Source organism: Clostridium sp. CTA-1 (assembly GCF_054768215.1).
The window spans coordinates 48,454-74,374 of sequence record NZ_BAAAAP010000002.1; the positions used below are offsets into that span (position 1 = coordinate 48,454).

Annotated in this window: 27 protein-coding genes; 20 read left to right on the forward strand and 7 right to left on the reverse strand. The window is 29.9% G+C overall.

Annotated features, from left to right (window positions below):
• The first annotated feature begins 90 nt into the window (after positions 1–90).
• Positions 91–798 (forward strand): ATP-binding cassette domain-containing protein, encoded by a 708-nt coding sequence (locus ACYUEW_RS01755; protein ID WP_265203590.1) that lies wholly within the window; start codon positions 91–93, stop codon positions 796–798.
• 37 nt (positions 799–835) lie between these two features.
• A complete protein-coding gene (locus ACYUEW_RS01760) occupies positions 836–1,036 on the forward strand; it encodes a LytTR family DNA-binding domain-containing protein (protein ID WP_460276197.1) in 201 nt (66 codons plus the stop codon).
• A gap of 235 nt (positions 1,037–1,271) precedes the next feature.
• Here ACYUEW_RS01760 and ACYUEW_RS01765 read toward each other — a convergent pair whose 3' ends face one another.
• Positions 1,272–2,495, reverse strand: coding sequence for an allantoate amidohydrolase (locus ACYUEW_RS01765; protein WP_460276109.1), 1,224 nt, complete (start codon positions 2,493–2,495; stop codon positions 1,272–1,274).
• A gap of 498 nt (positions 2,496–2,993) precedes the next feature.
• Here ACYUEW_RS01765 and ACYUEW_RS01770 point away from each other — a divergent pair, with 498 nt between their 5' ends.
• Complete coding sequence (locus tag ACYUEW_RS01770; RefSeq protein WP_061326323.1) at positions 2,994–3,380, forward strand: VOC family protein; 387 nt, start codon at positions 2,994–2,996, stop codon at positions 3,378–3,380.
• A gap of 530 nt (positions 3,381–3,910) precedes the next feature.
• Positions 3,911–5,806 carry an endonuclease MutS2 gene (locus tag ACYUEW_RS01775; protein ID WP_460276110.1) on the forward strand — a complete coding sequence of 632 codons (1,896 nt, stop codon included), beginning with the start codon at positions 3,911–3,913 and terminating at the stop codon, positions 5,804–5,806.
• 347 nt (positions 5,807–6,153) lie between these two features.
• Here ACYUEW_RS01775 and ACYUEW_RS01780 read toward each other — a convergent pair whose 3' ends face one another.
• Complete coding sequence (locus ACYUEW_RS01780) at positions 6,154–6,816, reverse strand: alpha/beta hydrolase (RefSeq protein WP_460276111.1); 663 nt, start codon at positions 6,814–6,816, stop codon at positions 6,154–6,156.
• 378 nt (positions 6,817–7,194) lie between these two features.
• On the opposite strand from ACYUEW_RS01780, the gene ACYUEW_RS01785 reads away from it, so the two are divergent.
• Positions 7,195–8,073, forward strand: coding sequence for a tetratricopeptide repeat protein (locus ACYUEW_RS01785; protein WP_003488658.1), 879 nt, complete (start codon positions 7,195–7,197; stop codon positions 8,071–8,073).
• Positions 8,074–8,204: 131 nt separating this feature from the next.
• Positions 8,205–8,339, forward strand: coding sequence for a hypothetical protein (locus ACYUEW_RS01790; protein WP_261773985.1), 135 nt, complete (start codon positions 8,205–8,207; stop codon positions 8,337–8,339).
• Positions 8,340–8,456: 117 nt separating this feature from the next.
• On the opposite strand, the gene ACYUEW_RS01795 is transcribed toward ACYUEW_RS01790, so the two are convergent.
• The 3 genes from ACYUEW_RS01795 to ACYUEW_RS01805 are packed head-to-tail and all read right to left on the reverse strand — an operon-like array spanning position 8,457 to position 9,620.
• Positions 8,457–8,930: a pyridoxamine 5'-phosphate oxidase family protein gene (locus ACYUEW_RS01795; protein WP_460276112.1), complete on the reverse strand. Its 474-nt coding sequence runs from the start codon at positions 8,928–8,930 to the stop codon at positions 8,457–8,459.
• Between the two features lie 22 nt (positions 8,931–8,952).
• Complete coding sequence (locus tag ACYUEW_RS01800; RefSeq protein ID WP_085333099.1) at positions 8,953–9,366, reverse strand: YbaN family protein; 414 nt, start codon at positions 9,364–9,366, stop codon at positions 8,953–8,955.
• Positions 9,336–9,620 carry a DUF4491 family protein gene (locus ACYUEW_RS01805; protein ID WP_460276113.1) on the reverse strand — a complete coding sequence of 95 codons (285 nt, stop codon included), beginning with the start codon at positions 9,618–9,620 and terminating at the stop codon, positions 9,336–9,338. Before ACYUEW_RS01805 ends, ACYUEW_RS01800 begins: the two co-directional genes overlap by 31 nt.
• 369 nt (positions 9,621–9,989) lie before the next feature.
• Between ACYUEW_RS01805 and ACYUEW_RS01810 the strand changes: the two genes are divergently transcribed.
• Positions 9,990–10,469, forward strand: coding sequence for a pyridoxamine 5'-phosphate oxidase family protein (locus ACYUEW_RS01810; RefSeq protein ID WP_460276114.1), 480 nt, complete (start codon positions 9,990–9,992; stop codon positions 10,467–10,469).
• 223 nt (positions 10,470–10,692) lie between these two features.
• On the opposite strand, the gene ACYUEW_RS01815 is transcribed toward ACYUEW_RS01810, so the two are convergent.
• Positions 10,693–11,004 carry a DNA repair protein gene (locus tag ACYUEW_RS01815; RefSeq protein ID WP_460276115.1) on the reverse strand — a complete coding sequence of 104 codons (312 nt, stop codon included), beginning with the start codon at positions 11,002–11,004 and terminating at the stop codon, positions 10,693–10,695.
• Between the two features lie 137 nt (positions 11,005–11,141).
• Positions 11,142–12,551 (reverse strand): MocR-like pyridoxine biosynthesis transcription factor PdxR, encoded by a 1,410-nt coding sequence (gene pdxR, locus ACYUEW_RS01820; RefSeq protein ID WP_460276116.1) that lies wholly within the window; start codon positions 12,549–12,551, stop codon positions 11,142–11,144.
• Between the two features lie 184 nt (positions 12,552–12,735).
• On the opposite strand from pdxR, the gene ACYUEW_RS01825 reads away from it, so the two are divergent.
• From ACYUEW_RS01825 to ACYUEW_RS01885, 13 genes are all read left to right on the forward strand, one after another.
• Complete coding sequence (locus tag ACYUEW_RS01825; RefSeq protein WP_460276117.1) at positions 12,736–13,032, forward strand: antibiotic biosynthesis monooxygenase family protein; 297 nt, start codon at positions 12,736–12,738, stop codon at positions 13,030–13,032.
• A gap of 426 nt (positions 13,033–13,458) precedes the next feature.
• Entirely contained in the window at positions 13,459–14,736 is a 1,278-nt protein-coding gene (locus ACYUEW_RS01830) for a DEAD/DEAH box helicase (protein WP_265203579.1), read from the forward strand.
• A gap of 598 nt (positions 14,737–15,334) precedes the next feature.
• Positions 15,335–15,823: a ferritin-like domain-containing protein gene (locus tag ACYUEW_RS01835; RefSeq protein ID WP_003488680.1), complete on the forward strand. Its 489-nt coding sequence runs from the start codon at positions 15,335–15,337 to the stop codon at positions 15,821–15,823.
• Positions 15,824–15,995: 172 nt separating this feature from the next.
• Positions 15,996–16,433 (forward strand): MarR family winged helix-turn-helix transcriptional regulator, encoded by a 438-nt coding sequence (locus ACYUEW_RS01840; protein WP_003488681.1) that lies wholly within the window; start codon positions 15,996–15,998, stop codon positions 16,431–16,433.
• 27 nt (positions 16,434–16,460) lie between these two features.
• Positions 16,461–17,894: an MFS transporter gene (locus ACYUEW_RS01845; RefSeq protein WP_003488683.1), complete on the forward strand. Its 1,434-nt coding sequence runs from the start codon at positions 16,461–16,463 to the stop codon at positions 17,892–17,894.
• 521 nt (positions 17,895–18,415) lie between these two features.
• Positions 18,416–19,240 (forward strand): MBL fold metallo-hydrolase, encoded by an 825-nt coding sequence (locus tag ACYUEW_RS01850; protein WP_460276118.1) that lies wholly within the window; start codon positions 18,416–18,418, stop codon positions 19,238–19,240.
• A 165-nt stretch (positions 19,241–19,405) separates the two neighbouring features.
• A complete protein-coding gene (locus tag ACYUEW_RS01855) occupies positions 19,406–20,419 on the forward strand; it encodes a helix-turn-helix domain-containing protein (protein ID WP_265203577.1) in 1,014 nt (337 codons plus the stop codon).
• Between the two features lie 304 nt (positions 20,420–20,723).
• Positions 20,724–22,151, forward strand: a complete 1,428-nt coding sequence (locus tag ACYUEW_RS01860; protein ID WP_460276119.1) for a sensor histidine kinase — start codon at positions 20,724–20,726, stop codon at positions 22,149–22,151.
• A 5-nt stretch (positions 22,152–22,156) separates the two neighbouring features.
• A complete protein-coding gene (locus tag ACYUEW_RS01865; RefSeq protein WP_460276120.1) occupies positions 22,157–22,795 on the forward strand; it encodes a hypothetical protein in 639 nt (212 codons plus the stop codon).
• 40 nt (positions 22,796–22,835) lie between these two features.
• A complete protein-coding gene (locus ACYUEW_RS01870) occupies positions 22,836–23,489 on the forward strand; it encodes a response regulator transcription factor (protein WP_460276121.1) in 654 nt (217 codons plus the stop codon).
• A gap of 141 nt (positions 23,490–23,630) precedes the next feature.
• Complete coding sequence (locus ACYUEW_RS01875; RefSeq protein ID WP_003488694.1) at positions 23,631–23,777, forward strand: hypothetical protein; 147 nt, start codon at positions 23,631–23,633, stop codon at positions 23,775–23,777.
• Between the two features lie 57 nt (positions 23,778–23,834).
• Entirely contained in the window at positions 23,835–24,818 is a 984-nt protein-coding gene (locus ACYUEW_RS01880; RefSeq protein WP_460276122.1) for a phosphodiester glycosidase family protein, read from the forward strand.
• Positions 24,819–24,830: 12 nt separating this feature from the next.
• Positions 24,831–25,904: a hypothetical protein gene (locus tag ACYUEW_RS01885; RefSeq protein WP_460276123.1), complete on the forward strand. Its 1,074-nt coding sequence runs from the start codon at positions 24,831–24,833 to the stop codon at positions 25,902–25,904.
• Positions 25,905–25,921 lie beyond the last annotated feature (17 nt).

Consider the following 25,921-nt stretch of genomic DNA (forward strand, 5'->3'; position numbering starts at 1 on the left):
TCTAACTTTTAGGAGGAGTAAAACTCCCTTTAAATCTAAGAACTCTATTTATGATAAAATAAGGATATTAAGAATGGAAGAATGTTCAATATGCTGAAAATTAAGGACTTATATAAAAAACATAAAAATAATGTAATAAAGGATATTAATATAGATAAAGGCAGTTCTATAAGTATAGAGTGTAACAATGACATAAGCGATTTACTAATAGATTTAATTTTGGGAAGAGATATACCAGCTAAGGCCGAAATATATATAGAAGATATAAAAAATTTAGATTATGTTAGGAGTAATATTGCTAGTATTGGTATTGTGCAAAGGGAAGATGCTTTTTATGATAGAATGACCATAGGTGAATATATGAAGTTTTTTGCAGAGCTTTTATGTACAAAGTTGGATTATAAAGAAGTAATGTTAAAACTTGCATTGTTAGACCTTGGGAATAAAAAGATAAAGAATTTAAGTTACTCCCAAAAAAGAAGATTAAGCTTTGGGCGTGAAATATTAAAGCAGCCCAAATTTCTAATATTTCAGGAGCCAATTCTTAATATGGATAGAGATGGTGCTAAAGTGATAATGGAAAATATAGAGGAGCTAAAGGCTAAGGACACTGCTATTTTGATTACATCTGTGGTATTTAAGGATACACTTATGCTTAGTGAAAAGGCCTATAGATTAAATGATGAAGGGTTAATAGAGTTAGATAATGGCTTAGAGGAAGCTAAGAATGAGAGAGAAGAGGTTTTGGATAAAAAGCCAGTATACAAAATAGAAAAAAATTCCTGCCAAATTAGATGAAAGAATTTTATTATTCGATCCTATAGAGATTGATTACATAGAAAGCCAACAAGGAGTTAGTAATTTAAATATTAGAGGGGACAAGTTTTCTTGTAGTGTTTCTCTTACTGATTTAGAGGAAAGATTAAGATATTTTGGATTTTTTAGATGTCATAGATCCTATTTAGTAAATTTGCAGAGAGTGAAGGAAGTAATTACTTGGACAAGAAATAGTTATACTTTAAGTTTAGATGATTAAGAAATGGAATGTATAAATTTGTTAATTTTTAAGAGAAAACATAATAATAAAGATATGTCTTATTAGATTTTCTTTTGTAGAAGTTTTATTATAGAGCTTGAGGCTAACAAGTATAAAGATTTAATTTTATTTATGTTGTATTTAAAAGTTTCTTTTAGAACTTGAAATTAACAAATATAAATATGCAATCCTAGGGATAACTTCATTGTTACTAGGATTGCATATAAGTTAATATTTATTTTTTATCTATATCTAAAATTGTTTGGAGCAGCACATTAGCTCCTTTTAAACAATTATCAAGAGAGGTTTTTTCTATTTCACAATGGCTGTGCCCCCCAATGCTTGGAACAAAAATCATAGTTGTAGGTAACATGTACGCTGTGAATTGGGCATCATGACCGGGACCGCTATACATTCTCATATTAGAGTAACCGTAAAGATTAGCATTTTTCTCTACGAAATTAATCAATTCATTATTGAATCTAACAGTTTTACGAGACCATAATTTTTTATAGCTGACTTTACAATTTGCTAATTCTTTCGGTATATTCTCGATGATTTCAACAACTTTTTTTATTACTTTTGCTTCTTGATGTCTTGCATCTAGTGTGAACTTAACATTATACGGTATAATTGTATGTATATTAGGAAAACAGTTTATTCTACCTGTGGTATACACTAATTTATCATCAAGTTTATCAAGTTCTCTATGCAAATATTGAATAGCCTCAGAAGCTGCTAGAAGAGCATCTTTTCTCATTTTTTGTGGAACTGTTCCAGCATGACCAGCTTGACCAATAAATTCAAATTCATAGTTTACCATTCCTACAACGCCTTCTACTACACCTATATCTACTTTTGAAGATTCTAGAACTGGACCTTGTTCAATATGAAGTTCGATAAGAGTCATATAATCTTTAGGATTTATTCTGTTTTTTTCTTCACCTTTATATGCGCTTGCATCTAGTGCCTCACCAAAGGATATACCATTTATATCTTTTGAATGTAACATTTTTGTTTTATCAAATTTACCTGTAATAACACCAGAGCACATCATAGCAGGGTCAAAACGAGCGCCTTCTTCGTTAGTCCAAATCATAACCGTAATTGGATGACGATGTGGAATTTTTTCTGTAACTATAGTTTCAGCTACTTCCATCGCTGTAAGTACTCCTAAAATGCCATCATAATTTCCACCTTGAACTACTGAATCACAATGTGATCCCATTGAAATATAGGGAAGGTTTTCTTCAGATCCTTTAAAAGTAGCATACATATTTCCCATATCATCTGTTGTTATAGTTGCCCCTAGTTTATTCATTCTTTTTGAAAATTCTGCTCTTGCTTCAAGGGCGGGTTTAGATAAAGATAATCTTGTTATTCCACCATTTCCTGTAGTACCGAAGTTGCTGAAAGTAATAATTTTATCTTCTAATCTTTTTGTATCACAAGTTAACATATAATACACCCCATCTTTTATTTTTAGTGAGAGAATGTATTCTAAGCACCAAACTCTCACTATACATTTATTCTTATATATAGTGTACAACGTACTAAAACACTTGTCATGTTTATAATTATCTAATAATTACCAATTGTAATGTTTTCATCTTCTTAAAATTAGGGTAAAGAATAGCTATGTCTCTCGTATAATGTACTTAATAAATTTTTCATTTCTTGAATTTTATATAATTAGAGTTGCAGAGGGACTCTCTAGTCCAAAGGCTTTATTAAAAATTTATTATTTCTTATTAATATAGTTTACCTTATATCAATTACAGTGAACCGTATTATAAATAGTTTGAATTTTTTTATTGTAAATTATAATTGGATTTATTATTGGCCTATTATTTTCTTTAATATTATTGTTATTTATTTCTAAGCTAGTTAAAAGGATAATATAAGAGGAAGTAGAATTGTAGTTAATATAAAAATAATTTAATGTGGAGGAGAAATTATGAATATTAGGTTTAATACAATTACTGTAAAAGACTTAGATGAATCATTAAAGTTTTATAAAGAAATTTTAGGATTTATAGAGATAAAAAGATTCAATCCTATGGAAGGGGTGACTATAGCTTTTTTGAAAGATGAAGATTCAGGACTAATTGAATTGATTGAGTATCAAAACACTTCCAAGGATGACGATATTAGAGAATCAATTGTATCAATCGGTATAGGAGTTGTAGATTTAGAAATAACTTTAGATGAACTAAAGGATAAAGGAGTAGAGCTCATACGTGGTCCAATAGAAGTTCCAAGTGGGGAAAAGTTTGCATTCATAAAAGATCCTAATGGTGTTGAGATAGAATTAATCCAAGGATTTGATATACTTATGTCATAGGAAAATCTAAGTTTTTAAAGCTATAATCTATTTATAAGTCAAGTAGAGAGACATTCTTTTGGGAATGACTGTTAGTTTACTTATAAAAAACTCAGTTAAAGAAAAACTGTGCATGGTGTCATAAATAAATGGATTTTACTAATATTAGATGAATAATAAAGATTAAAAAGATTGGTATAACTATATATAATAAAATTGACAATTAGACTGGATTTAATGTATATTATATTTAAGATAGATTTCAAAAGAAGAGAGGGAATTTTGTGAGTGTCTAGTATCTAAAATAGTTAAGTTAATATTAATTCTAAAAAATAGGGGTTTTATACCTTTTATTTGTTATGGAATTAATTTGTACTATTAAAGATACAAGTCCACGAATTTACTTTAAAGGGGTAATATATTACCTTTATTAATTGTTGAATTTTAAGCTGTGGGAGTATCCATAGCTTTTTTTATTATATAAAAATAGAAATCTATCAAGATTTCGTAGACTTGTATTGTAATAAAAAATACAAGGAGAGATCATTGAGATGAATAAAGAAACATTAGAAAAATTACATTATTATGAATTAAAAGAAATGATAAAAGAATATTGCGTCAGCGGCTTAGGAAAAAGATTGATAGACAAATTAGAACCTAGTAGTAATATAAATATTGTAAATCAAAGACTAGATGAAACATCTGAGGGAAGAAGATTATTAGATGCCTCTTATAATATACCATTAGAGGGCATTTTCAATGTATTACCTCTTATCGAAAAAATTGAAAAAGGAGCATCTTTAGAACCCACTGATTTGACTATGATGTCAAATTTTTTAAGAGGATGCAGGAAGGTTAAGTTATTCATAAAAGACAAAGAGGGATATGCGCCTACATTGAGTGCTTATGGAGAGAATATTTGTGATTTGAGTTATATTGAAGAGGAAATAAATAGATCAATTAGAGGTAGTGTAGTTGACTCAAATGCTAGTAAGGAACTTAAAAAAATAAGAAGAAATATTGATATATGTGAAGGTAAGATAAAGGAAAAATTAGATAAGTTCCTTAAAAATAGTGCAAATAAAGAGTATATTCAAGAATTCTTTATTAGTCAGCGTGATGGAAAACATACCATTGCAATTAAGACAGCACATAAAAATAAAGTAGAGGGAACTATCGTTGAAACATCTTCAAAGGGAACAACAGTGTTTATGGAGCCAAATGTTATCTCAAAGTATACAAGTGAATTAACAGTATTAAAAGCAGAAGAAAGTGTGGAAGAATACAAAATCCTAGCTACTTTAACAGAGATGATTTTTGAAAGAATAAAAGATCTGAAGATGAATGTTGATGTTATATCTGAATATGATATGATTTGGGCAAAAGCTAAATATAGTAAAGTAATAAATGGAATTAAACCTAAATTAAATGATTATGGATATATAAAAATAATTAAAGGGAAATATCCTCTTATTAAAGATAGTATACCTTTAGACTTTGAAATTGGAAAAGATTATAGAGGATTAATAATAACAGGGCCAAATGCAGGAGGTAAAACAATAGTATTAAAGACAATTGGGCTTCTAACATTAGCAATCCAATCTGGATTTCACATAGAAGCTAAAGAAGGAACAGAATTTTCAGTATTTAAAAAGTTATTTGTTGATATTGGTGATAATCAAAGTGTTGAAAATGCATTAAGTACATTTTCATCTCATGTAAAAAATCTAGCTGAAATAATTAGAGAAAGTACAAAATCAACACTATTATTGTTTGATGAAATCGGTAGCGGAACAGAACCAAATGAGGGGTCTGCTTTGGCTATTGCAATATTAGAAGAATTGTATCACAAGGGCTCTATAACTATATCAACTACTCATTATGGAGAAATAAAAAACTTTTCAAAAGAACATCCTGATTTTGAGAATGCAGCTATGGAGTTTGAGAAAGAAACTTTAGAACCATTATATAAACTTAGCATAGGAAAAGTAGGAGATAGTAATGCTTTATATATTTCTAAAAAGATGGGCTTATATGATTCAATTATTGATAGAGCAAGAAAATATATGGATACAAAAAGTTATAATTATAATTTAATACAAGACAGCAAGATTATAAAAAATAAAGAGTTACAAGCAAAGGAAGATTTTTATGACTACTCTGTAGGCGATAAGGTTATTCTTTTAGAAAATAATGAATTAGCTATTGTATATAAAGAAAGAGATAGATTAAATAATGTGACTATACTATACAATAAGGAGTTTATTGAAGTTAACTATAAAAGAATAAAATTAGAATTAAAGGCAAGTGATCTTTATCCAGAAGGGTATGATCTAAATCAGTTATTTATAAGTTATAAGGAAAGAAAGTTAGAAAAAGATATTAAAAGAGGATCTAAAAAAGTATTGAAAAGAATAAAAAAAGAAACTTTAAAATGTTCTAAATAATACTCATTGCATTTGTAATTAACTAACTTAAAATATAAATTACAATGTAGTGTGTTAAAGAATTTTTTAAAAATATTAAATACAAAACTTTAAAGAGAACTGTGTTACGGTTCTCTTTAAAATTTATTATTTACTCTTTATTTTTTCAGCCCAATTAATTATTTCATTTGTTAATTCTATACCTTTATTCATATACCTATGATTAGCACCGTTAATTATTTTATATGAAAAATTTGTACATCCTGTTGCCTTTGATTTTAAAAGCCGTAAATGCTCTTTAGCAGAACAAATGATAATATTGTCTTGGAACCCATGGTAGCAAGTATAGGAACGTTAATATTTGATAATTATTTAAAAACTTGTGGATTTTCTATTATAGGTAATGTTTCTGATAGATTTTCATTTTTAAAAAAGTTGCAGAAGGCACCAGAACTTAAATGAAGAAATCCCCAAACTAAGGATGATAGAAGCTTTTCTGGATGACCATTAGCAATATTGTTTTGCGCTTCATTTAGCATATTTTTATAGTTTGGGTATACTTTTTCCATACCAGCAAAATCCGGTGGGGATACTAATATAACACCCTTCAATTCTTTTACCTTATGCTTTGAAAGGTAGTAAATTACTTTATGACATCCCATACTATGTCCCATTAAAATAATATTTTTATAACCTAATTTTTTTGCAGTATCTATCCATAATTGTATATCGTAAACACAATCCTCAAATACATCAAATGTAGTTCCAAATCTTTTGGTTTGTATATCACCATTTTTATCCACAATGTTAGTACTTATGTCATTAATAGTACCATAACTTCGATTATGACCAAATAGAAAACCATAACTATTTTCTATACAGGCTTTTCCAAGGTCTTCTGCAATATAGTTTTCCAGTATGTGATCAAGTATTCCATGGATATTAATAATACAAGTTGTTTTATGATCTGGATGCCAATGAAATCCAGGTAAATGTAATCTGTCCTTTGTGTATTCATGTAAGAAATCCATTTTAATTAATTCTCGTTTAAAATATAGTGTAGAATATTATTTAGTTATTCACACTATACTTTTTTATAGTATGAGTTTTATAATTTTAAAAAATATAATATTTAAAATTATAAAACTCATATATAGAGTATCAAGTTATATGGAAATATTAAATATACCAATTAATTCTGTATTGTTTATTATTTTCTATATATTATTTTTCTAACTGCATGAATGTAAAGATAATATGTATCCGAAAGTTCTTCAATAGAAGCACTAAAAATATACAAAATAATATCTTTATCTAAATAAAATCCACCAATTATTTCTTTTTTGAAGGAATTTATACTTATTTGTCAAAATATATAATATATCAAACTTATAATTAGGAGGACATATATGGGGATTAAGAAAACTAAAAAACAAAAAATAATATTATTTACAATATTATTTTTTGCATTAATAGTAGCTATTACAATACCAATTATGAATAATGAACTTAAATTTTCTAAATTAGTCACTGAAGCTAATGTATGTTTTGACAGTAAAAATTATAAAAAGGCTGCTGAATTATATGATGATGCGTTAAGTCTTTCACCAATGTTTAAAGATATAAAAAGTGTTAGAAAAAATTTATCTAAAGCAAAAATATTAAATGAATCAAGCAATAATTTTAATGAAGGTATGGATAGTTTTAAGAATAAAAATTATGAATCTGCAATGTATCTATTTAGTAAAATACCAAAAGAAGATACACAAAATTATAAAGAAGCAATAAAGAAAATTGAAGAGAGTAAGCCACTTTTGACCAAACATATGATAGAAAAAGCTAATAAAGAAGCATCAAATAATGAATTTGGCAATGCACTTTCTTTTATAGATCAAGGTTTAAAAAATGATCCTAATAATAAAGAATTAATTAGTTTAAAAAATAAATGTGAAAAACAAAATGATGCTATGCAAGCAGCCCAAGATAAAGCTAATGCGGAAGCTGAAGCTGAAAAAGCTAAAGCTGAAGCTGAAAAATATAAGCCTAAAAGAATAACACAGTCAGACAACTACAATGTTTGGTCTGTATATCTTAAAGAAGGAGTAAATACATTTAAAATAAGTGTACCAAATGAGGATGCAGAAAATGTTATAGCTAAACTGGAAGGGTCGTTACTTATAAATGAAATTGGACAAGGAACTTATGCGAATAGTATTAAAATTCCTAACGATGGATGGTATAGATTGGAAATAACAGCCATTAACGGATATAGCTGGAAGTTTGAATAGTTTATAAAAAAGACTAGATAGTTAGCAGTCCTCCAATAAGGATGTTTACGAAAATCATAATCATAATTGTTTAGTCTATAGCCAAACGATGACTGATGAATTGAAATAATCTTTATTGGAGGATTTGCTCTATGGTAAAGTTTGAATTTGAATACACAGAGATTGATGGATTGCTGTACCCTAATATTGAAATTGCATCCCATGCCGAAAGAAGATACCATGGAACGTATTCATATCTCTATACAAGCTCAGATGGTTTCAGATGAGTTTGTAGTAGCTAAACTTATCTGTATTTAGGAAAAAGCGAATTCCAGACAATGGATTTGTGTCTGGCGTTCGCTTTTGCTATTTGCTGTGCGAGGGCGAATATTTATAAAAAGAGATCATTCATAATACTTGCCCGTCAAATCAGCAATGCTGATTCGTATTACGGCAGTACCTCGGACCATATTTTCGGGAAGTGGTGCGTCCATCAAATGGGGAGTATATTTTTCCACAATTTTCTGTAGCACCATTTTTTTCTCTCCCATGTCCTCCACCAAAGCGGCGCTTCCTGTTGCAATTGCACTCTCATATTTTGTATTCGTATCACAGGGCTTATCGTTTGCATCAAGCAGGAGCTCCTGCATATCATACATGGTAAATCCTACTTTACTGTTACGAATGATATTGTCAATCTTTTGTCCCTTCGGCAGCCCATGCACATAAATGCACTCATTTATATGGACAAAGTGAACTGGCGTATTATATGGGGTACCGTCTGCATTGAGGGTTGCCAAGCTGCCCGTTTGTACTCTTGACAATAAATAATTCAACCGTTCTTCTGATAAAGGGTGAGTTTTCATTCTGTATTGCATATCAATATCCTCCTGTAGTTAGCTATTTTGTTTTAATACGAAAAAAGAAGTACCACCAGTGAAAGAGCATGACTGCAATGAGAAAACATCTCGCAGGTAAAATACGGATCGTCGCAAATGCAATCATCATAAAGGTGGACGCGAATATTAAAATTGAAAGCTTTGCTTTAAGCGTCATCGCTCTTTCCTTTATATAGTTGTCTATATACTTCTGATAGATATGGGTATTACAAAACCAGTGATGGAACCGGGAAGACCCTTTCGCAAAGCAATAAGTAGTGATTAGTAGAAATGGCGTTGTAGGAAGAACCGGTAGCACTACACCTAGCAGTCCAATTCCCAAAAATACCAGCCCCACGGTGAGGTAAATAAATTTCACTAATTTGGATCTGCGCTCATATTTAATTATTTCTTCTTGGGATTTTTTCGAAACCATCCTTTTTTCACCCTTTCCTTCTGTTGACGTAGTTCTCCGATGCTCCAAAACAGGGGAAATCCCAAAACAGCCAACATAACAGATATCACTATATGGCCTACTGTTAGGGATACAACATTACAATCAATCCCAAGCAATAAAAATGCGGGGCACACCTTTTTGCCAAAATAATACTCTACTTTAATCACCACTGGATGCAATATACCAATAATGAAAAACGATCCGATTCCTATTGCAATTCCATACCAGTTCATCGATTCAACTCCGCTTCCACTCTATCTCTGATTATGAAATCGTACATCTTTTCTACGCTTTTAATCAGAAAGCATTTTGTTATAGTATTAAGAAATTTTTTTGTAGATAATAAACAATTATACAGTAATACCGTCCCCTTGATAAGAGACGGTATTGGTATTTTTATAGGATACAGTTTTGCATTTAGTAAGTTTTATATTTAACTAACTGATAATGTTACCCATATTATTTTGCAACTGTATCCTAAATAGAAGTTCATTCCGGCTCTTAGCATAGTGACGGTTTTGTAATATAATTAAAAATATATGTGGTACAATTTAGAATTTATCTGTATGTAATGTGGTGTAAATATTAAAGGAGGCAATGGTATGAGACGAAAAGAAAGAGAAATAAGAGATATCAACGAGATTTTCCAAGTTATTGAAAATTGTAGTGCTGTTCATGTTGGTATGGTGGATGAAGGCAAGCCATATGTTGTAGCGCTTAACTTCGGGTATGACCGCGAAGGCCATGACTTAATCTTGTATCTTCATAGTGCCATGGAAGGCAGAAAAATGGATATTTTAAGAAAAAATCCAGCAGTATATTTTCAAATGGATTGTGTAAATGAACTGATCAAAACAACACCGGAAAACCCTTGTGCGTACAGTTGGAGGTTTGACAGCGTAATGGGCAGTGGAAATGTAGAATTTATTGAAGATGAAACAGGTAAGTCACATGCGCTCACTCGCATTCTCCAGCATCTTGACAAAATCGATGCGCAATATAATTTCCCTTCTCAAGCACTCTCTAAGACCTGTGTTTTTCGGGTTTGCTCAAATGATTTTACAGGAAAACGCCGTAGATAAAGGAATAGCCGTTTAATTTTCTAGGGGTCTACCCATCCTTTCACAAATAATAATGCTTGTGGTATCCTAGTACAAAGGAGGATTTTAAATGATTAAAGGTGTAGCTTTTGACGCATATGGTACTGTGTTCGATGTATTTTCTGTCGCGCAAAAATGCAAAGGAGCGTACTCCGGGAAATGATAAGGCATTAGCTAATTTTGGAGAGAAAAGCAGTTAGAATATTCATGGCAGAAAACATTCACGGAGATTGTTTTCTGCCTTCCTAAATGTCATACCCAGTTTTTGAAGTTCTACTAATTCAAGAGAGCAGATAGCATCAGCATAGACAATTTCCAACCTATCCTCTAGTCTTTTCCAGATTGTCGCTTGCGCCCTAGTGGAGATTTGTTGTCCGATGATATGATGAACGACAGAAGAAAAAAGATCGCTATCGACTGCCCGGTATATATGCTCAATTCGGTCAATTGCCACCCCCAGCAATTCATCGCGGCTTTTTAAAAATTCAGTTTCTTCGCGGCCATATTCAAAATACAAAACATCACCTCCATCCATTACAATTTTAGCATAGGCATTTGGTAACTTTCTTCTCAATTTTGGATATTCAATTCGAGGTACAGCAAGCTTCTGTTTTAAAAGTTTCAGTTATAAAACCCCGGTGTATGCGGTTCTATTCACTCTTCAAACCATGCCTTGTTTAAAAGCTCTACCGCAGGTACAATATCTTTTTCTTTTATCTTTCCATATCCCAGCACGACAGCATTGCCCGAATAACGGCCTTTTTCCAGCCAGAATGGAGATAACGGACGTACCTGAACACCATAGCGCATAGCTTTTTGTACAAGAGTGTCCTCTTGCTGTCCATCCACAAACTCAAGTAATATGTGCAATCCGGCATGATGACCGTAAACCCGAACTCGGTCGCCTATGATCTGCTGGATAGCGGCAATCAGGGTATCATGCTTTCTTTTCTGACTCAGGCAAACTCTGCGGATATGTTTTTCCCAATGCCCGTCTTGAATGAAATGCAGGAGTACCTTTTGCTCAATCAGCGGAATCGTGCATTGATATCCTCTGTATTTCTCCTGATAAGCAGCTAATAGCCAAGTTGGCAACACCAAGTAGGATATTCGCAGCCCCGGTGATAAAGCCTTAGAAAAAGTCCCAACATAGATCACGCGCCCAGCTTGATCAATAGATTGCAGTGACGGAATGGGTCTTCCCTTGTACCGAAACTCGCTGTCGTAGTCATCCTCAATAATCATCATGTCTCGCTGGCGTGCAAGATTTAATACCTCCATCCGGTTATGAATAGGCATAACCGCACCTGTCGGGAACTGGTGTGAGGGAGAGAGATAAACCATTGGAATCGATTGTGACGAAAGTTTTTGTAAATCAATGCCGTCTTCACGAACCGGAACAGGCAATATTTTAAAGCCGTTGCTTTGAAATACTGCTCTTGCACCGTCATAACATGGTTCTTCCATCGCTACGGTTTTCTTGCCTGAAAAAATTCTTATAATGGTCTCCAATGCAGACTGCGTACCGCTGCAAAGGATAATCTGTTCTGTTTCGCATTGTACTCCCCGGCTGTGATAAAGATATTGCTTTATCTGCTGGCGCAACTGAGGATCACCTTTCCCATCTCCGTAACTGTGCATTGAATGTGCCAGCGGTTCATCCAGAACGTTCACCACATACGTCCGCCAGAGTTTCTTTGGAAAATTGGTTTCATCAAGCTCGCCATATTGAAAGCTGTATTTGATTTTATCCGGGAACGCTGCGAGATGTTCCGTCAACAGCTTGCTTTGCCGTTGCTCCTTGGGTGATTCCTGAATCAAATCAAACTCCAACTTGTTTACGATATACCCGGAACCCGGTATACTTGTGATATATCCCTCCAGCCTAAGTTGATCATAGGCATTTTCTACCGAGTTTCTGCCGACCTGCAATTCGCTGGCCAGCACTCGTGTGGAGATGACGCGTGATTCCACAGGTAAATTTCCGCTTATAATGTCCCGTTTCATTTGTTCATAAATTTGCTGATATATCGGTATATTGCTCCCACGGTCAATGTATAGCATCTTTCACCCTCCTCACAATTTTTTCTATTATTATAACACAATTTAAAACAACTCTATCCTATAAAATGTTCTAAATCTTCTCCATGTTATAAGACACTTAATACAGTATAATAAAAATAGCAAAGATACCAATAGAGTTAGACGTTGTTAGCTATCAGGCTTTAATTATTATAGGAGGTAAATTATGGTTACAGAAAAATTCTTAGAAGTATTGAAATACGAGCTGGTAAAAATAGATGGCTTTATTCGCTCTGAGCGATTTTCAAGTTTAGTAAATGAGAGAAAAATACTTAGCCTATCCGTTTGGGAAGATGAGGATGCAGTAAGCAAATGGCGTAATATTGTTGAACACCGCATGGCTCAACAACAAGGGCGTGATTCTATTTTTGAAAGCTACACCATAACGGTAGTGTCATCCCTTCGTAGCTATACCGATAAAGAGCGAGCTGAAGCTCCGAACGACTCCAATACTTTTTTCTAACAAGCCCGATAGAGTAAGGTGCTCTGTTTGATGTATCTATGATAGCAATCCCCACCGGTACAACTTGTGGGATTACTGTCCTTTCGCTTATTTGGCGTTATGTTTTTACGAATGAGGAGGGCCTCTAAAATGAGAAGACGCGATAGGCAATATATTTATACAACATAGTTTCAATAATTATGATCAAAATACAATGTTTACGAATTAAAAGCGGTATTATTAGGTTATAAAAAAGTAAAAAGCCAGAATTATATAAATAACTTTCAAAATGGTGAATAGCTTTTAGTTTAATAAATTTATTTTAGATTATGGTTTGAAATTAAGTTAATAGGATATGTTATAATAATGTGTATTGTAATTTGTTAAATAGTTTAAATAATATAAATAAAACTAAAATTTGTAATTGCAAAAGATAAAGGAGAAAAAATGTTATTTGAAAATTTAGAGATAATTAAGCCTATTCAAAAAGCTTTAAAAGAAGAAGGATATAAAAAAACTACCCCAATACAAGAAAAATCTATTCCTTATATATTAGATGGAAAAGATTTGGTTGGTTGTGCACAAACTGGTACTGGAAAAACAGCAGCCTTTGCAGTTCCTGTATTACAAAATCTTTCTAAGGATAAGAAGGTTAATAAAAATCCTAGAACTATTAGAGCATTGGTATTAGCCCCTACTAGAGAACTTGCTATTCAAATAGGAGAAAGCTTTGAATGCTATGGTAAATATATAAATCTTAAAAGTGCAGTTATTTTTGGTGGAGTATCACAAAATCCTCAAACAAAGGCACTTAGAGAAGGTGTGGATATACTAATTGCAACTCCAGGAAGAATGCTTGATTTATTTAATCAAAAGTATATTGATTTACGTAACATAGAATGTTTTGTTTTAGATGAGGCAGATCGTATGCTAGATATGGGTATGATTCATGATGTTAAAAAAATAATATCAAAATTACCTAAGGTTAGGCAAAACTTATTATTTTCTGCAACCATGCCATCTGAAATTACAAAGCTAGTAGATTCTATTGTAAAAGATCCAATAAGAGTAGAAGTGACACCAGTTTCATCTACGGTAGATACTATTACACAAGAAGTATATCATGTTCGTAAAAAGCAAAAGAGATCTCTACTTAAACATTTGCTTAAAGATGAATCTATAGAGTCTGCTTTGGTATTTTCAACAACAAAACGTGGAGCAAATATGATTGCAAGAGATCTTGTTGAAGCAGGAATAGAAGCTGAAGCTATCCATGGCAATAAATCACAAAATGCAAGACAACGTGCTTTAAATAATTTTAAGGAAGGTAAGATTAGAGTTCTAGTTGCAACAGATATAGCAGCAAGAGGTATAGATGTTAATGAACTATCTCATGTATTTAATTATAATCTGCCAGATGTTCCTGAAACTTATGTTCATAGAATTGGACGTACTGGAAGAGCTGGAGCTAAAGGTGTTGCAATTTCTTTTTGTGATATTGAAGAAATAAAATCTCTTAAAGCTATTGAAAAACTTATCCACAAGGAGATACCAGTAGTAGAAGATCATCCTTATAAAATAAGACATATTAATGAGGATGAAGTTAAGAAGGAAAACACTAAAAATAATTATAATAAAAGACCTTCCTCTAAAAGACAGGGTGGAAATTGGAGATATAGTAACAATAGAAGAAAGAATAATTCAACAAAACAGATTAAGAAATAAATTAATATAAATATAAAAAAAGATGATTTCTGTATTAACAGGAGTCATTTTTTTATTTTGGGTGGAAATAAAAAGTTAACAATGCAATTTAAACATGATTCAGTAAAAATTCAATTATGTTAAAAGCAGTGGTGTTTATTACATATAAAATCCTATGTAGAATTTTATAGAAAAATTCAGAATATTTAGTGAAGAATAAATACATAATATGATATAATATATTCATATTAATTTTATAAGTAAAAAAATATAGGGTATAAATTGTGTATTATAAGGTTGCATTAATTAATTATGAAAAAATAGTTTTGTAAATAAATAAAATTACTCCATTATTTATTTTAGGTATTAAAATATAAGATTTATATTTTATTGGATTTTATTGATTATAGTATGATAAATCAATAGTTTATAGTAGTTTATAAATATGCTACATATAGGTCAAAGATGGATATTTTTTTCGCTAGATTTGTTCATTGATTCTGCTCTCATTTCTGGTAGGTAATATTTTCGTACTAAAACCACTATATTTCAAAAAGCTCAGAGTAATCAATGTTCATATAATTTCACAGAACTTACTATAAATATAGGAGGTAAAATTATGAATAAGGAAGAATTAAAGACTATTAAGCAGGCTATAATAAATGAAAATGAAGGTTATGAATTTTATAAAATGGTGTCAAAAGATACAAATTCAGAAGAGGCTAAAAAAGCATTCCTAGAATTGGCAGAAGAAGAATTAAAACATGTGAAATGGTTAAAAGATTTATTCACTAAACTAAAAGATAATAAGGTGGATAGCATAGACTTAAAAGAGATTCAAGTAGCTTCACCAAAGATATTTGCTTGGGAAAATTTAGATAGGGAAGGTGCTTCAAAAGCAGTGTCAGTATTTGGTATAGGGATTCAAATGGAAAGAGATTCTGTAGACTTTTATAAAAAGGCTGCTAAAGATACAGAAGTTCAAGAGGCTAAAGTAATATATGAAGAATTAGCTAAGTGGGAACAAAGTCACTTAGAACAATTTTATAAAGAATATGAAACATTAATGGAAGAATGGTGGAGTGAGCAAGGATTCGAGCCATTTTAAAGAATAAAATTACCTGCATCTTAATTTTTAGATGCAGGTTTTTAAATTATAATAGAATGTAAATAAATTGTATATAAAAGTACAAAAATCTCATCTTAGATATAGTTGACTAATCAACTATATTGTGATATATTGAAAAACAGTTGATAAGTCAACTATAGGGGGATTATACATGAAAAAAAGAAATCTTTTAAACAAATATATAGCAATGATAGATAGATCGTCACAAGGCTATTTAGATGAAGCCTTAAAGAAGTATGAGTTAAGTTCAGGAACATATCCTTTTATTTTGGCACTATATGACAATGAAGGCATAAATCAAAACGCTTTAAGTGAGTGTGTAAAGGTAGATAAGGCTCTTTCTGCTAGAGCTATAAAAAAGCTTATAGAACTTGGATATGTAGAAAAAATTATAAATAATAAAGATGCAAGAGCATATAAATTATATCTTACAGAAAAGGCTAAGGCTGTTGTTCCAAAAATTAGGGAAGCCTCAGATGGTTGGTTACATATAATAACTAATGGATTAACAGAGGAAGAGAAAGAAACTGCAGAATGTTTACTAAAAAATATGTATATGAATATTAAGGAGTCTAAAGCTAAAAACTAATATAACTAAAGAGGAGGAAAACTACATATGGTTAATAGAACTAAAGAAGAAACTAATACATATAAAAATAATTGGATAATACTTGCTATAGTAGTTATGTCACCGTTTATGGCATGTCTTGATAGTAGCATAGTAAATGTAGCTTTACCAGTTATGGCAAAAGAACTTTCTACATCTATGGCAGGTATCCAACAGGTTGTTACAAGTTATCTTATAGTAATTTCCGCAGCTATACTTATATTCGGAAGATTAGGAGATATAAAAGGAAAAACAAGTGTATTTAAATATGGATTTATAATATTTGTTTTGGGATCTTTTTTATGTGGAATATCAACTACACTTAATTTTTTAATATTTTCAAGAATTGTTCAAGCAATAGGAGCAGCAATGACTATGTCTACAAGTCAAGGAATTATAACACATACATTTCCACCTAATGAAAGAGGTAGAGCACTTGGAATTTCTGGTACATCTGTTGCACTTGGAACTTTACTTGGACCACCTTTAGGAGGATTAATAATATCAGTAGTAAGTTGGGAATATATATTCTTGATAAATGTTCCTATAGGATTAGTAGCATTTATAGCAGCAATGAAATATTTACCTAAGGATAAGGTGAAAAGTGATCAATCTCTAGATATTAAAGGCGCAATACTTTTTATTATATCTATAGTTGCTTTATTTTGGGCAATGCTTAAAGGTCAGCAAACAGGATATAATCATATTAATATAATTGTATCATTTATAATATCATTAATATGTTTTATTGTATTTATTATATTAGAATTAAAAATTGAAAACCCTATGTTGGATTTATCAATATTTAAAAATAGAGTGTTTTCTGTTAATATATTTAGTGCTTTTGTAATGTTCATAGGAATAAGTTGTATAAATATAATACAACCATTTTATCTTCAAGATGTACTAAAATTATCACCAGGGAAAACAGGACTTATAATGATGGCATATCCTATTGTTTTAAGTATTGTAGCCCCAATAAGTGGATATTTATCAGATAAAATGGGGAGTAAAAAACTTACATTAGCAGGGATCGTAGTAGCATCTATTGGATTATTTTGTATGGTATTTTTAAATGAACAATCAACATTTTTGATGATTACATTATTGTTATCTGTAGTAGCATTAGGAAATGGATTATTTCAATCTCCTAATAATTCATTAGTTATGTCATCAGTTGAAAAAACTAAATTAGGAATAGCAGGTGGTGTAAATGCTCTTATTAGAAACTTAGGATTTATTTTTGGAGTTTCAATTTCAACCACCATATTGTATAACAGAATGAGTTATAAAATAGGTTATAGAGTGCTAAGCTATGTGGAAGGAAGAGGAGATGTATTCATCTATGGAATGAGATGGGTATATTTTATCGCAGCAGTGTCATGTATTATTGGATTTTTAGTATCCTTAATTAGTAAAATAAAATTAAAATCAGATATATAAAAATATAATAATAGAAATGATTTTTATATGCTCTCTTTATAGTAGATAGTTGAAATAATAAAGCTGTTACTATGAAGGGAGTTTATTTTTATTAATTACATATGTTAAAAGTTTATGTCACATTCATTTCAATACGGAATATCGAGTATTCTGTATTGGTGGATAAAAGAAGTTATGATAGTACATAAAAACTTTATGATTTTAATCATAAGAAGGTCAGAATTTAAAATATTATATTAACATAGTTTCTTGGGAAATATTATATAATTTTAAAAAGGATATATGGAATATGAAACAGGATTTAGTATTTTGGTATCATTAACACCAAAATAGATATTTCCCTAAGAAAAAGTAGGGTTTAAAAAGAATTTTTGTGATGTCTATTTGGGACTAAAGTTTGTCGGAACAGAGCGGACAAGGTAATTAAATACTAGTATAATAATATTAGGTTATATGAGACTAACTTTAGTATAGAGTTTTCTAATAAGATTTATGAATAGAATTTTATAGGGGGGATTTTGATGAAAATAACTGTTTTGGTAGAAAATAATACTAGTAATCCTAATTGTGAACCTAAGCACGGGTTGAGTTTACATATACAAACCACCCATCACTGTATTCTTTTTGATTTTGGACCGGATGGGTCTACTTTATTAAAAAATGCTGATGTTTTGGGCGTTGATCTAACCAATGTAGATACTGCTTTTCTTTCACATGGACATATAGATCATGGTGGTGGATTGAATACATTTTTGGAGGGTAATGCTAATTCTATGATTTATGCTCGTCCAGACGCTTTTTCATCACATATAATAAAAGTGTTTGGAAAAGACTATGCTGTAGGAGTAGATCCAGATTTAACCAATTATCCTCAGATAGTGCTAACTAAATCATCCCAGATTATTGATGAAGAGCTACAGGTATTTAGTAGTCCTTGTGGGAATGTGCTTAAGCCTATGTTTAATAACACTCTTTATGCTGAAAAAAATGGCGTGATGGTGGAGGATGATTTCTCTCACGAACAGAGTTTACTTATTACTGAAGGAGAAACAACTGTATTAGTAGGTGGTTGTGCTCATGGAGGGATTGTAAACTTATTAAACAAAGCAGAGGAGCTATTAGGTCGTCCTGTAGACTTTGTGGTGTCTGGATTTCATCTATATGATCCACCTACTAAAAAGACTGAGCCAGAAAGTCGAATTGATGAACTAGCTCGAGAACTAGCTAAACATTCAACAGGTTATTTCACTTGTCATTGCACAGGTGAGACAGCTTTCAATCGACTTCATTCTTTGTTAGGAGAGCAAATACATACACTTTCAACAGGTGAAGTAATAGAATTATAAATATTTTTTCTAAGACCATCCATTTTTATGGGTGGTTTAAGTTTTTTTAGATACCTAAAAGTTTAATGTATGGTAAAATGTTGAGAAGAAAGTTAGAAATCATGTAAAACTAGCCAATACTTATGTAAAATAGATGCAATAGAATAAATGGGGAAGGAGGAATTGATGTTGAAAGGGATTGATAGGGCACAAGATCATAAGCTTTTAAATAAAATAGCATCCATTCAAAAGCGTGATAAGGATGGGTATGAAACTATATATAAAATGGATTGCCCAAATGGAGTAGGGTCCATGACGGTTTATAAAGTATTTACTGGTATTGAGTTAATTATTAATGAATTTGAATCCACAACCTGTTTGTGTAATGTACCAACCCATGACAATATTATAGAAATCAATCACTGTGAAGAAGGTCGTCAGGAATGTGAGCTTTTAAATGGTTCTTATTTGTATTTGGGTGAAGGTGATCTTTCTATCAATACTATGAATAATTGTGCTCATACCATGGGATTTCCGCTGAAATATTATAAAGGAATTTCTGTTCTATTATATTTAGATGAAGTTGCAAGAGATGTGCCAGAAATTTTACAAGATATATGTATTGATATTTATGGACTTAAAGAAAAGTTTTGCATCAATAATGAATGCTTTGTCATGCGGGCAAATGATAAAATTAAAAATATTTTTTCTGAACTCTACTATGTACCGGAATCTGTTCAAAAAGCATATTTTAAGTTAAAAGTTTTAGAATTACTTATGTTCTTGAATATAACAGATGTTTCAAAAAAGAGGCAAGGAGAATATTATTCCCAACAACAGGTTGAAACCATTAAGCAAATTAAAAAGCTAATTACGGAAGATTTCAAACATAGATATACAATCCAAGAGCTTGCAAAAGAATACTGTATTAGTCAAACTACGTTGAAAACATATTTTAAAGGTATTTATGGAACTTCAATGGCTGCATATATGAAAAAATACCGAATGAAACAGGCTGCGGTTATGTTAAGGGAAACATCAAATAGTGTGGCTGATATCGCAATAAGTGTTGCATATCAAAGTCAAAGTAAATTTGCTGCCTCCTTTAAAGAAATTATTGGGATAAGTCCTTTTGAATATAGAAAAAAGTGTTTAGTAGAGACAAAAACTTCTCATCAAGAGTATATTTTTTTAGAATAATATAACTTGTATTTTTTAGATTGTCTTATTTTATTAATTTAAAAATATTTTTATAAATTTGTGCTATAATTTTTATGATGTATTTACCTTCTTTCGTTATTTTATTTTCCAATTAATTTAATATAAAAATATTACAGAGTATAAAACTATGTGATATCAAATCTTAATAAATTTGTTTGCTAAATTCAAATCAAAGATATTTATTTAAAAAAGACAATAAATAGAGGTTAGTAAACTTCAAATTTTTAAAATCACCAAAATTATAAAAAATATATAAATATTTATAGAATTAGAGGTTAAGAGAATGAAGTTTTGGAAAAAAATATTTATTTATTCAATGGTTTTATTTATTATTATATTTAATGGAGCAGGAATATTTATTATTGAGAACATATATAAAAGAGGTTTAGATAGGACTATAAAAATAGCTATAGATGAGCATAGAGGAATAGAAGGAAGTATTTATTTAAATAGAGATGTAATTGAAAAAGATGGTTTTTTTAAAGATTTGCAATTAAGGCCTTTTTTGCAGATAGCCATTGCTAAATATTTTTATAGTGATAGAATAAACGAATCTGCTTTAGAATTCTATGATGAAAATAACAATCTGATATTTTCAAATTCTAATATAAAAATTAATAATGAACGTATGGAAATAAATAATGCAAAATTAGAAGAAAGACTTTTTTTAATTAGGGAAATTAATGATAAAAAATATCTATTTATAACTTCTAAAATAAAAATACAGAATAATACAGTGAAATTTGTTTTAATAAAGGATATAACATATATTAATAATGAAAGGATAGAAAATTATAAAGTTTTTATATGTTTAGACTTAATCGTTTTTATAATACTTGGCTTGGGAATGTATCTTATTTCTAAAAGGGTAACAAAACCTATATTACAGTTTAGTCAAATATCAATGGAGATAGCACAAGGAAATTATACCAAACGAATTAGAATTAAGAATAAAAAAGATGAAATTGGTGAATTAGCAAATAATTTTAATATAATGGTTCAGACAACAGAGGAAACCATAGATGAATTGAAAAATTCAAATGAAGCAAAACAACGATTTATAAATAGTTTAACCCATGAATTTAAAACACCTCTTACTTCAATTATTGGATACTCTGATTTGCTTATAAAGGGGAATGTTAATGAGAAAATTAAATTAAAAGCATTAAATTACATAAATTCGGAAGGTAAAAGATTAGAACAGCTATGTTCTACTTTAGTAAAATTAATATTGCTTAAACAGGAAAACTTAAATTTTGAAAGAGTATCCTTAAATGAATGTATTGCAAAGGCATGTGAGAGCCTAAATTTAAAGAAAGACAGTAAAAATATAATTATAAAATGTGAAGTGAATGATGTATATGTTAAAGGGGACAAGCAATTAATAAAGACACTATTAATTAATATTTTAGATAATGCAATAAAGGCATCAAAAGATGGAGGGATTATCGAGATAAAATTTAATTCTGAGGAAGAAAAAATTCAATTAGTGGTGAAGGATTATGGTGTTGGTATGTGTAAATATGAACTAGATAAAATTAAAGAACCTTTTTATATGGTTGATAAAGCTAGAGATAGGCAAAAGAATGGACTTGGACTCGGATTGGCAATATGTGATGATATATGTACTATAAATCATATTAAGTTTAATATTAATAGTGAACTAAATAAAGGTACTGAAGTAATAATGGAATTTAATAAGGAGAATTAATAATTATGAAAAAATTTCTGATGCTAGTTTTTGCTATATTATTAGCAGTACCAACTTTAACTGGGTGTTCTATGAGAATTAATAATTATGAAAATAAATTGTACTCTGAAAAAGATATAAATAAAAATATAAAAGTTGGGAGTATACAAGATAATATACTAACTAGAGAAAAAGCTATGGCAAAAGCCTTAGATATTTTTGATAAAGGATTTAATATAAAATTAAATAGAGAAAATTTAAATGAGAGTGTGAGAATAATTAGAAAACCTGAAAAAGATATACTTTACTGGAATATAACATGGACATCTATTAATACAAAGAAAATGTATAATTGTGTAATAGATACTTCTAATGGAAAAATAAAAAGCATATCACTATACAATCCAAAGGAAGAGGGGAAAAAAGAGAATGCTATATTAAAAGAAGAAGATATTGTTAGTGTAGTGAATCCTTTGTTTAAAGCGTTAAAAATTAATCCTAATAATTATCATATTAATGATGGTGGGATAGCTTATGGTTATATGGTACAAAATCAAGTATTCAATTTCAAAAATAAAAGGGATGATAAGGAAGATATTACGATAATAGTGAATTGTAATAATAAAGCAATTACTAGTTTTTTTATAAATACATATGAGAATTAGCATTATGACAGTTAAAAATAGAACAATTGGAGGAAGGTAAATGAAAAAAGTTTTAGTGGTTGAAGATCAGATTGCCATTAGGGAGTTAATAGCTATCAATCTTGAAATGGCTGGGTATGAGGTGACTGAAGCTAGTGATGGGGAAATGGCAGTTAATTATATTGAAAATACATATTTTGATATTATTCTTTTAGATATTATGTTACCTAAACTTGATGGCTTTAGCATAATTTCAAAAATTAAGGGCAAAGGAATACCAGTTATTTTTGTTACTGCTAAGGATGATGTATTAGATAGAGTAAAGGGGTTAAAGCTTGGAGCTGATGACTACATAACAAAGCCTTTTGAAAGCATAGAATTATTAGCCAGAATAGAAGCAGTTTTAAGGCGATGCGGCAAAATGGAGGGAATTATAAAATTGAAGCACTTGGATATTTTCCCAGAACAAAGGTTAATAAAAAGTAAGGGGGAAATAATTGATATAACCTTAAAGGAATATGAGCTATTAATGTTGTTTATAAAGAATAAGAATATAGCTTTGTCTAGAGAGCAGATTTTAGAGAGAGTTTGGGGATATGATTATTTTGGAGAAACAAGAACTGTTGATATTCATGTATTGAGAATAAGAGAAAAATTAAATTTAAAAGATTGTATAAAAACAGTATATAAGGTTGGTTATAGGCTTGAAGATTAAATTTTAAAAGGTTGCTGCTTAGTGGTTTAAGTGTACTAAGCATGCAATCTTTTTTATGAATTTTACAACTATGAAACAAGTAATAAAAATTTTTGAAACTTATTTTTGTTAAAATTATCTATAAGACTGGAGGATATAAGTATGAAAAAAAACATATCTAGAGTTATTGTTTTTATAATGATTATTATTATAATTTTGTGTGTAAAAGAGGTTTTGGCAGATGGAGATAGAGATGTTGGATATGCTAATGTAGTGGTTAAATCTTGGAAAAAAGATATTGTCCAATAAAAAGAAGATATTATTTTATAAACAGAAATTTATTGCCAAAGATAAAGGGAGAACAAAATGAAAATTTGGAAAAGAATAATATTTTTTGTAATATTTCAACTTGTATTTATAATGGTGACTTTCCCCCTATATACTTTCTATGGACCCTTTAAAAAAGTTAGAAATGTAGTAGTTACATCTGCCATGGGTACAGGAAATCATAGGTATATAGCAAAAATATTTTTTAGTGATAAAAAGATAAATGAAATAATGAAAGAAGATACAGAGAGTTTGAATGATAATTTAAATATTAATAATTTAAATAGTAAAAGTGTAGAAATTAGAAATGTGAACAATGATATCAAAAGAATGGAAATTAATAATTCTAAATTTGAAGGCGAGGCATTAATTATACATGATCCTAAAAGAGTGAAAGTAGGATATTCTTCTAAACTTGGACAAGTAGGTGAGACTACTTCTGATATGGCCAAAAGATATAAGGCTGTGGCGGCAATAAATGGTGGAGGATATTCAGATGTATCTCCCAATGGAAAAACTGGAGGAACTGGAGGAATTCCAATAGGGATTATAATATCTAAAGGCAAGGTAGTTTATCCCCTAAATAAAGAGGAATATAAAAAGAGAGAAAATTGTGTTTTTGCAATAGACGGTGAAGGGTATGTACATGTAGAGCCGGCTTCCGTAGAGGGATTATTAAATAAAAATATAAAAGAAGCTATATCATTTACTCCAACATTAGTTGTTGATGGTGAGCCACATATTTCAGATAATTCATTAGCTGGAATTCATCCAAGAACTGCAATAGGGCAAAAAGCGGATGGAAGTATTATATTTCTTGTAATAGATGGTAGAAAGGGATTTAAACTTGGTGCATCTATTAAGGATATGCAAAATATTATGTTACAGCTAGGTGCTATAAATGCAATGTGTCTTGATGGTGGAGGATCTACAACTATGTATTATAATAATGAAGTTATTAATAGACCTTCTTGTGTTACTGGGGAAAGGGCTATACCTACAATTGTATATGTAGAATCCTAAGGGAGAATTGAAATGAGAAAGAAAAAAACAAAGTCAAAAAGGAAGTTAAAAATTATATGTAAGTGGATAATAGTATCTTTTGTCATACAAACAGGTGTGTTATTTTATTTAAGTAATTATTATTTTACAGATAAAACTAAGGTTACATTTAAAACCATTAATCAAATTGAATTGTGTAATAAAAATGATATCACGCTTCCTAAAGGGGCAAAAAAAATTAATTTATCCTCTAGTGGGAGATATGCTACATATTATTTAGAAAATACATTACATGTAATTAATTTAGTAAATGAAAAAGATAATGTGGTAGATTTAGAGAAAAATTTAAAAGATACCTTTGTAAAATGGTATGAAGCGGAAGACAAGTTAATTATTTTGGAAAAGAAAGAAATTGATGATAAAGCTGCAATAAAAATATACACTTATGAAGCTAAAGATGATTTAAAGCAAGCTGTACTAGATTTTAATAATAAGAGTAGACTGTATAAATTGCCTACAAGTACTTCAAAAGTAGATGATATACAATTAAATACCTTAAATACAATAGTATATATTAAATCTTCCGATTACAATTCAAAGAACATAAATAGGCTTGATATTTCAGCTGGAATACACAAATTGCCAATAGATACGGATAATATAGAAGATTATTATATTATAAAACAACAAGATCAAGTGGTATTTGACAATATTTTAAACAAAAAGGTTTTTCTTTTTAATTCACAAGAGACTAAAGAAGTTGTAATAGATGGTGTGGATAAATCAAAGCTTTTATATGTAGATAATAATGGTATTGTATATATTGGACAGTTAGATAATGATAAAGTAAAGGCTATTTATTATAAAAATTATTATGAAAAAGATAATAATAATTGGGAAAAGATTCAGTTAGAAAAACCTTTAGAAGTAAAAGATATCCATATATTTAGTGAAGAACATATATATTATGTTGACAATATAAATGGTATGGCTATAAATTTAAAGAATAAAAAGAAAACTAAATTTACAGGTGAATTTGTGGACATGAATTGTAATAGCATTATGTCTTTAAAGGATCAAAAAGTTGTTTTATCAAATTTAAAATAAATTAAGAATAAAAAGTC

Excerpts from the sequence above, each read along its gene's own strand:
- ACYUEW_RS01755 (WP_265203590.1), top strand. The coding sequence starts at position 91 with ATGCTGAAAATTAAGGACTTATATAAAAAACATAAAAATAATGTAATA.
- ACYUEW_RS01765 (WP_460276109.1), bottom strand. The coding sequence starts at position 2,495 with ATGTTAACTTGTGATACAAAAAGATTAGAAGATAAAATTATTACTTTC.
- ACYUEW_RS01770 (WP_061326323.1), top strand. The coding sequence starts at position 2,994 with ATGAATATTAGGTTTAATACAATTACTGTAAAAGACTTAGATGAATCA.
- ACYUEW_RS01775 (WP_460276110.1), top strand. The coding sequence starts at position 3,911 with ATGAATAAAGAAACATTAGAAAAATTACATTATTATGAATTAAAAGAA.
- ACYUEW_RS01780 (WP_460276111.1), bottom strand. The coding sequence starts at position 6,816 with ATGGATTTCTTACATGAATACACAAAGGACAGATTACATTTACCTGGA.
- ACYUEW_RS01785 (WP_003488658.1), top strand. The coding sequence starts at position 7,195 with ATGGGGATTAAGAAAACTAAAAAACAAAAAATAATATTATTTACAATA.
- ACYUEW_RS01790 (WP_261773985.1), top strand. The coding sequence starts at position 8,205 with ATGGTAAAGTTTGAATTTGAATACACAGAGATTGATGGATTGCTGTAC.
- ACYUEW_RS01795 (WP_460276112.1), bottom strand. The coding sequence starts at position 8,930 with ATGCAATACAGAATGAAAACTCACCCTTTATCAGAAGAACGGTTGAAT.
- ACYUEW_RS01800 (WP_085333099.1), bottom strand. The coding sequence starts at position 9,366 with ATGGTTTCGAAAAAATCCCAAGAAGAAATAATTAAATATGAGCGCAGA.
- ACYUEW_RS01805 (WP_460276113.1), bottom strand. The coding sequence starts at position 9,620 with ATGAACTGGTATGGAATTGCAATAGGAATCGGATCGTTTTTCATTATT.
- ACYUEW_RS01810 (WP_460276114.1), top strand. The coding sequence starts at position 9,990 with ATGAGACGAAAAGAAAGAGAAATAAGAGATATCAACGAGATTTTCCAA.
- pdxR (WP_460276116.1), bottom strand. The coding sequence starts at position 12,551 with ATGCTATACATTGACCGTGGGAGCAATATACCGATATATCAGCAAATT.
- ACYUEW_RS01825 (WP_460276117.1), top strand. The coding sequence starts at position 12,736 with ATGGTTACAGAAAAATTCTTAGAAGTATTGAAATACGAGCTGGTAAAA.
- ACYUEW_RS01830 (WP_265203579.1), top strand. The coding sequence starts at position 13,459 with ATGTTATTTGAAAATTTAGAGATAATTAAGCCTATTCAAAAAGCTTTA.
- ACYUEW_RS01835 (WP_003488680.1), top strand. The coding sequence starts at position 15,335 with ATGAATAAGGAAGAATTAAAGACTATTAAGCAGGCTATAATAAATGAA.
- ACYUEW_RS01840 (WP_003488681.1), top strand. The coding sequence starts at position 15,996 with ATGAAAAAAAGAAATCTTTTAAACAAATATATAGCAATGATAGATAGA.
- ACYUEW_RS01845 (WP_003488683.1), top strand. The coding sequence starts at position 16,461 with ATGGTTAATAGAACTAAAGAAGAAACTAATACATATAAAAATAATTGG.
- ACYUEW_RS01850 (WP_460276118.1), top strand. The coding sequence starts at position 18,416 with ATGAAAATAACTGTTTTGGTAGAAAATAATACTAGTAATCCTAATTGT.
- ACYUEW_RS01855 (WP_265203577.1), top strand. The coding sequence starts at position 19,406 with ATGTTGAAAGGGATTGATAGGGCACAAGATCATAAGCTTTTAAATAAA.
- ACYUEW_RS01860 (WP_460276119.1), top strand. The coding sequence starts at position 20,724 with ATGAAGTTTTGGAAAAAAATATTTATTTATTCAATGGTTTTATTTATT.
- ACYUEW_RS01865 (WP_460276120.1), top strand. The coding sequence starts at position 22,157 with ATGAAAAAATTTCTGATGCTAGTTTTTGCTATATTATTAGCAGTACCA.
- ACYUEW_RS01870 (WP_460276121.1), top strand. The coding sequence starts at position 22,836 with ATGAAAAAAGTTTTAGTGGTTGAAGATCAGATTGCCATTAGGGAGTTA.
- ACYUEW_RS01875 (WP_003488694.1), top strand. The coding sequence starts at position 23,631 with ATGAAAAAAAACATATCTAGAGTTATTGTTTTTATAATGATTATTATT.
- ACYUEW_RS01880 (WP_460276122.1), top strand. The coding sequence starts at position 23,835 with ATGAAAATTTGGAAAAGAATAATATTTTTTGTAATATTTCAACTTGTA.
- ACYUEW_RS01885 (WP_460276123.1), top strand. The coding sequence starts at position 24,831 with ATGAGAAAGAAAAAAACAAAGTCAAAAAGGAAGTTAAAAATTATATGT.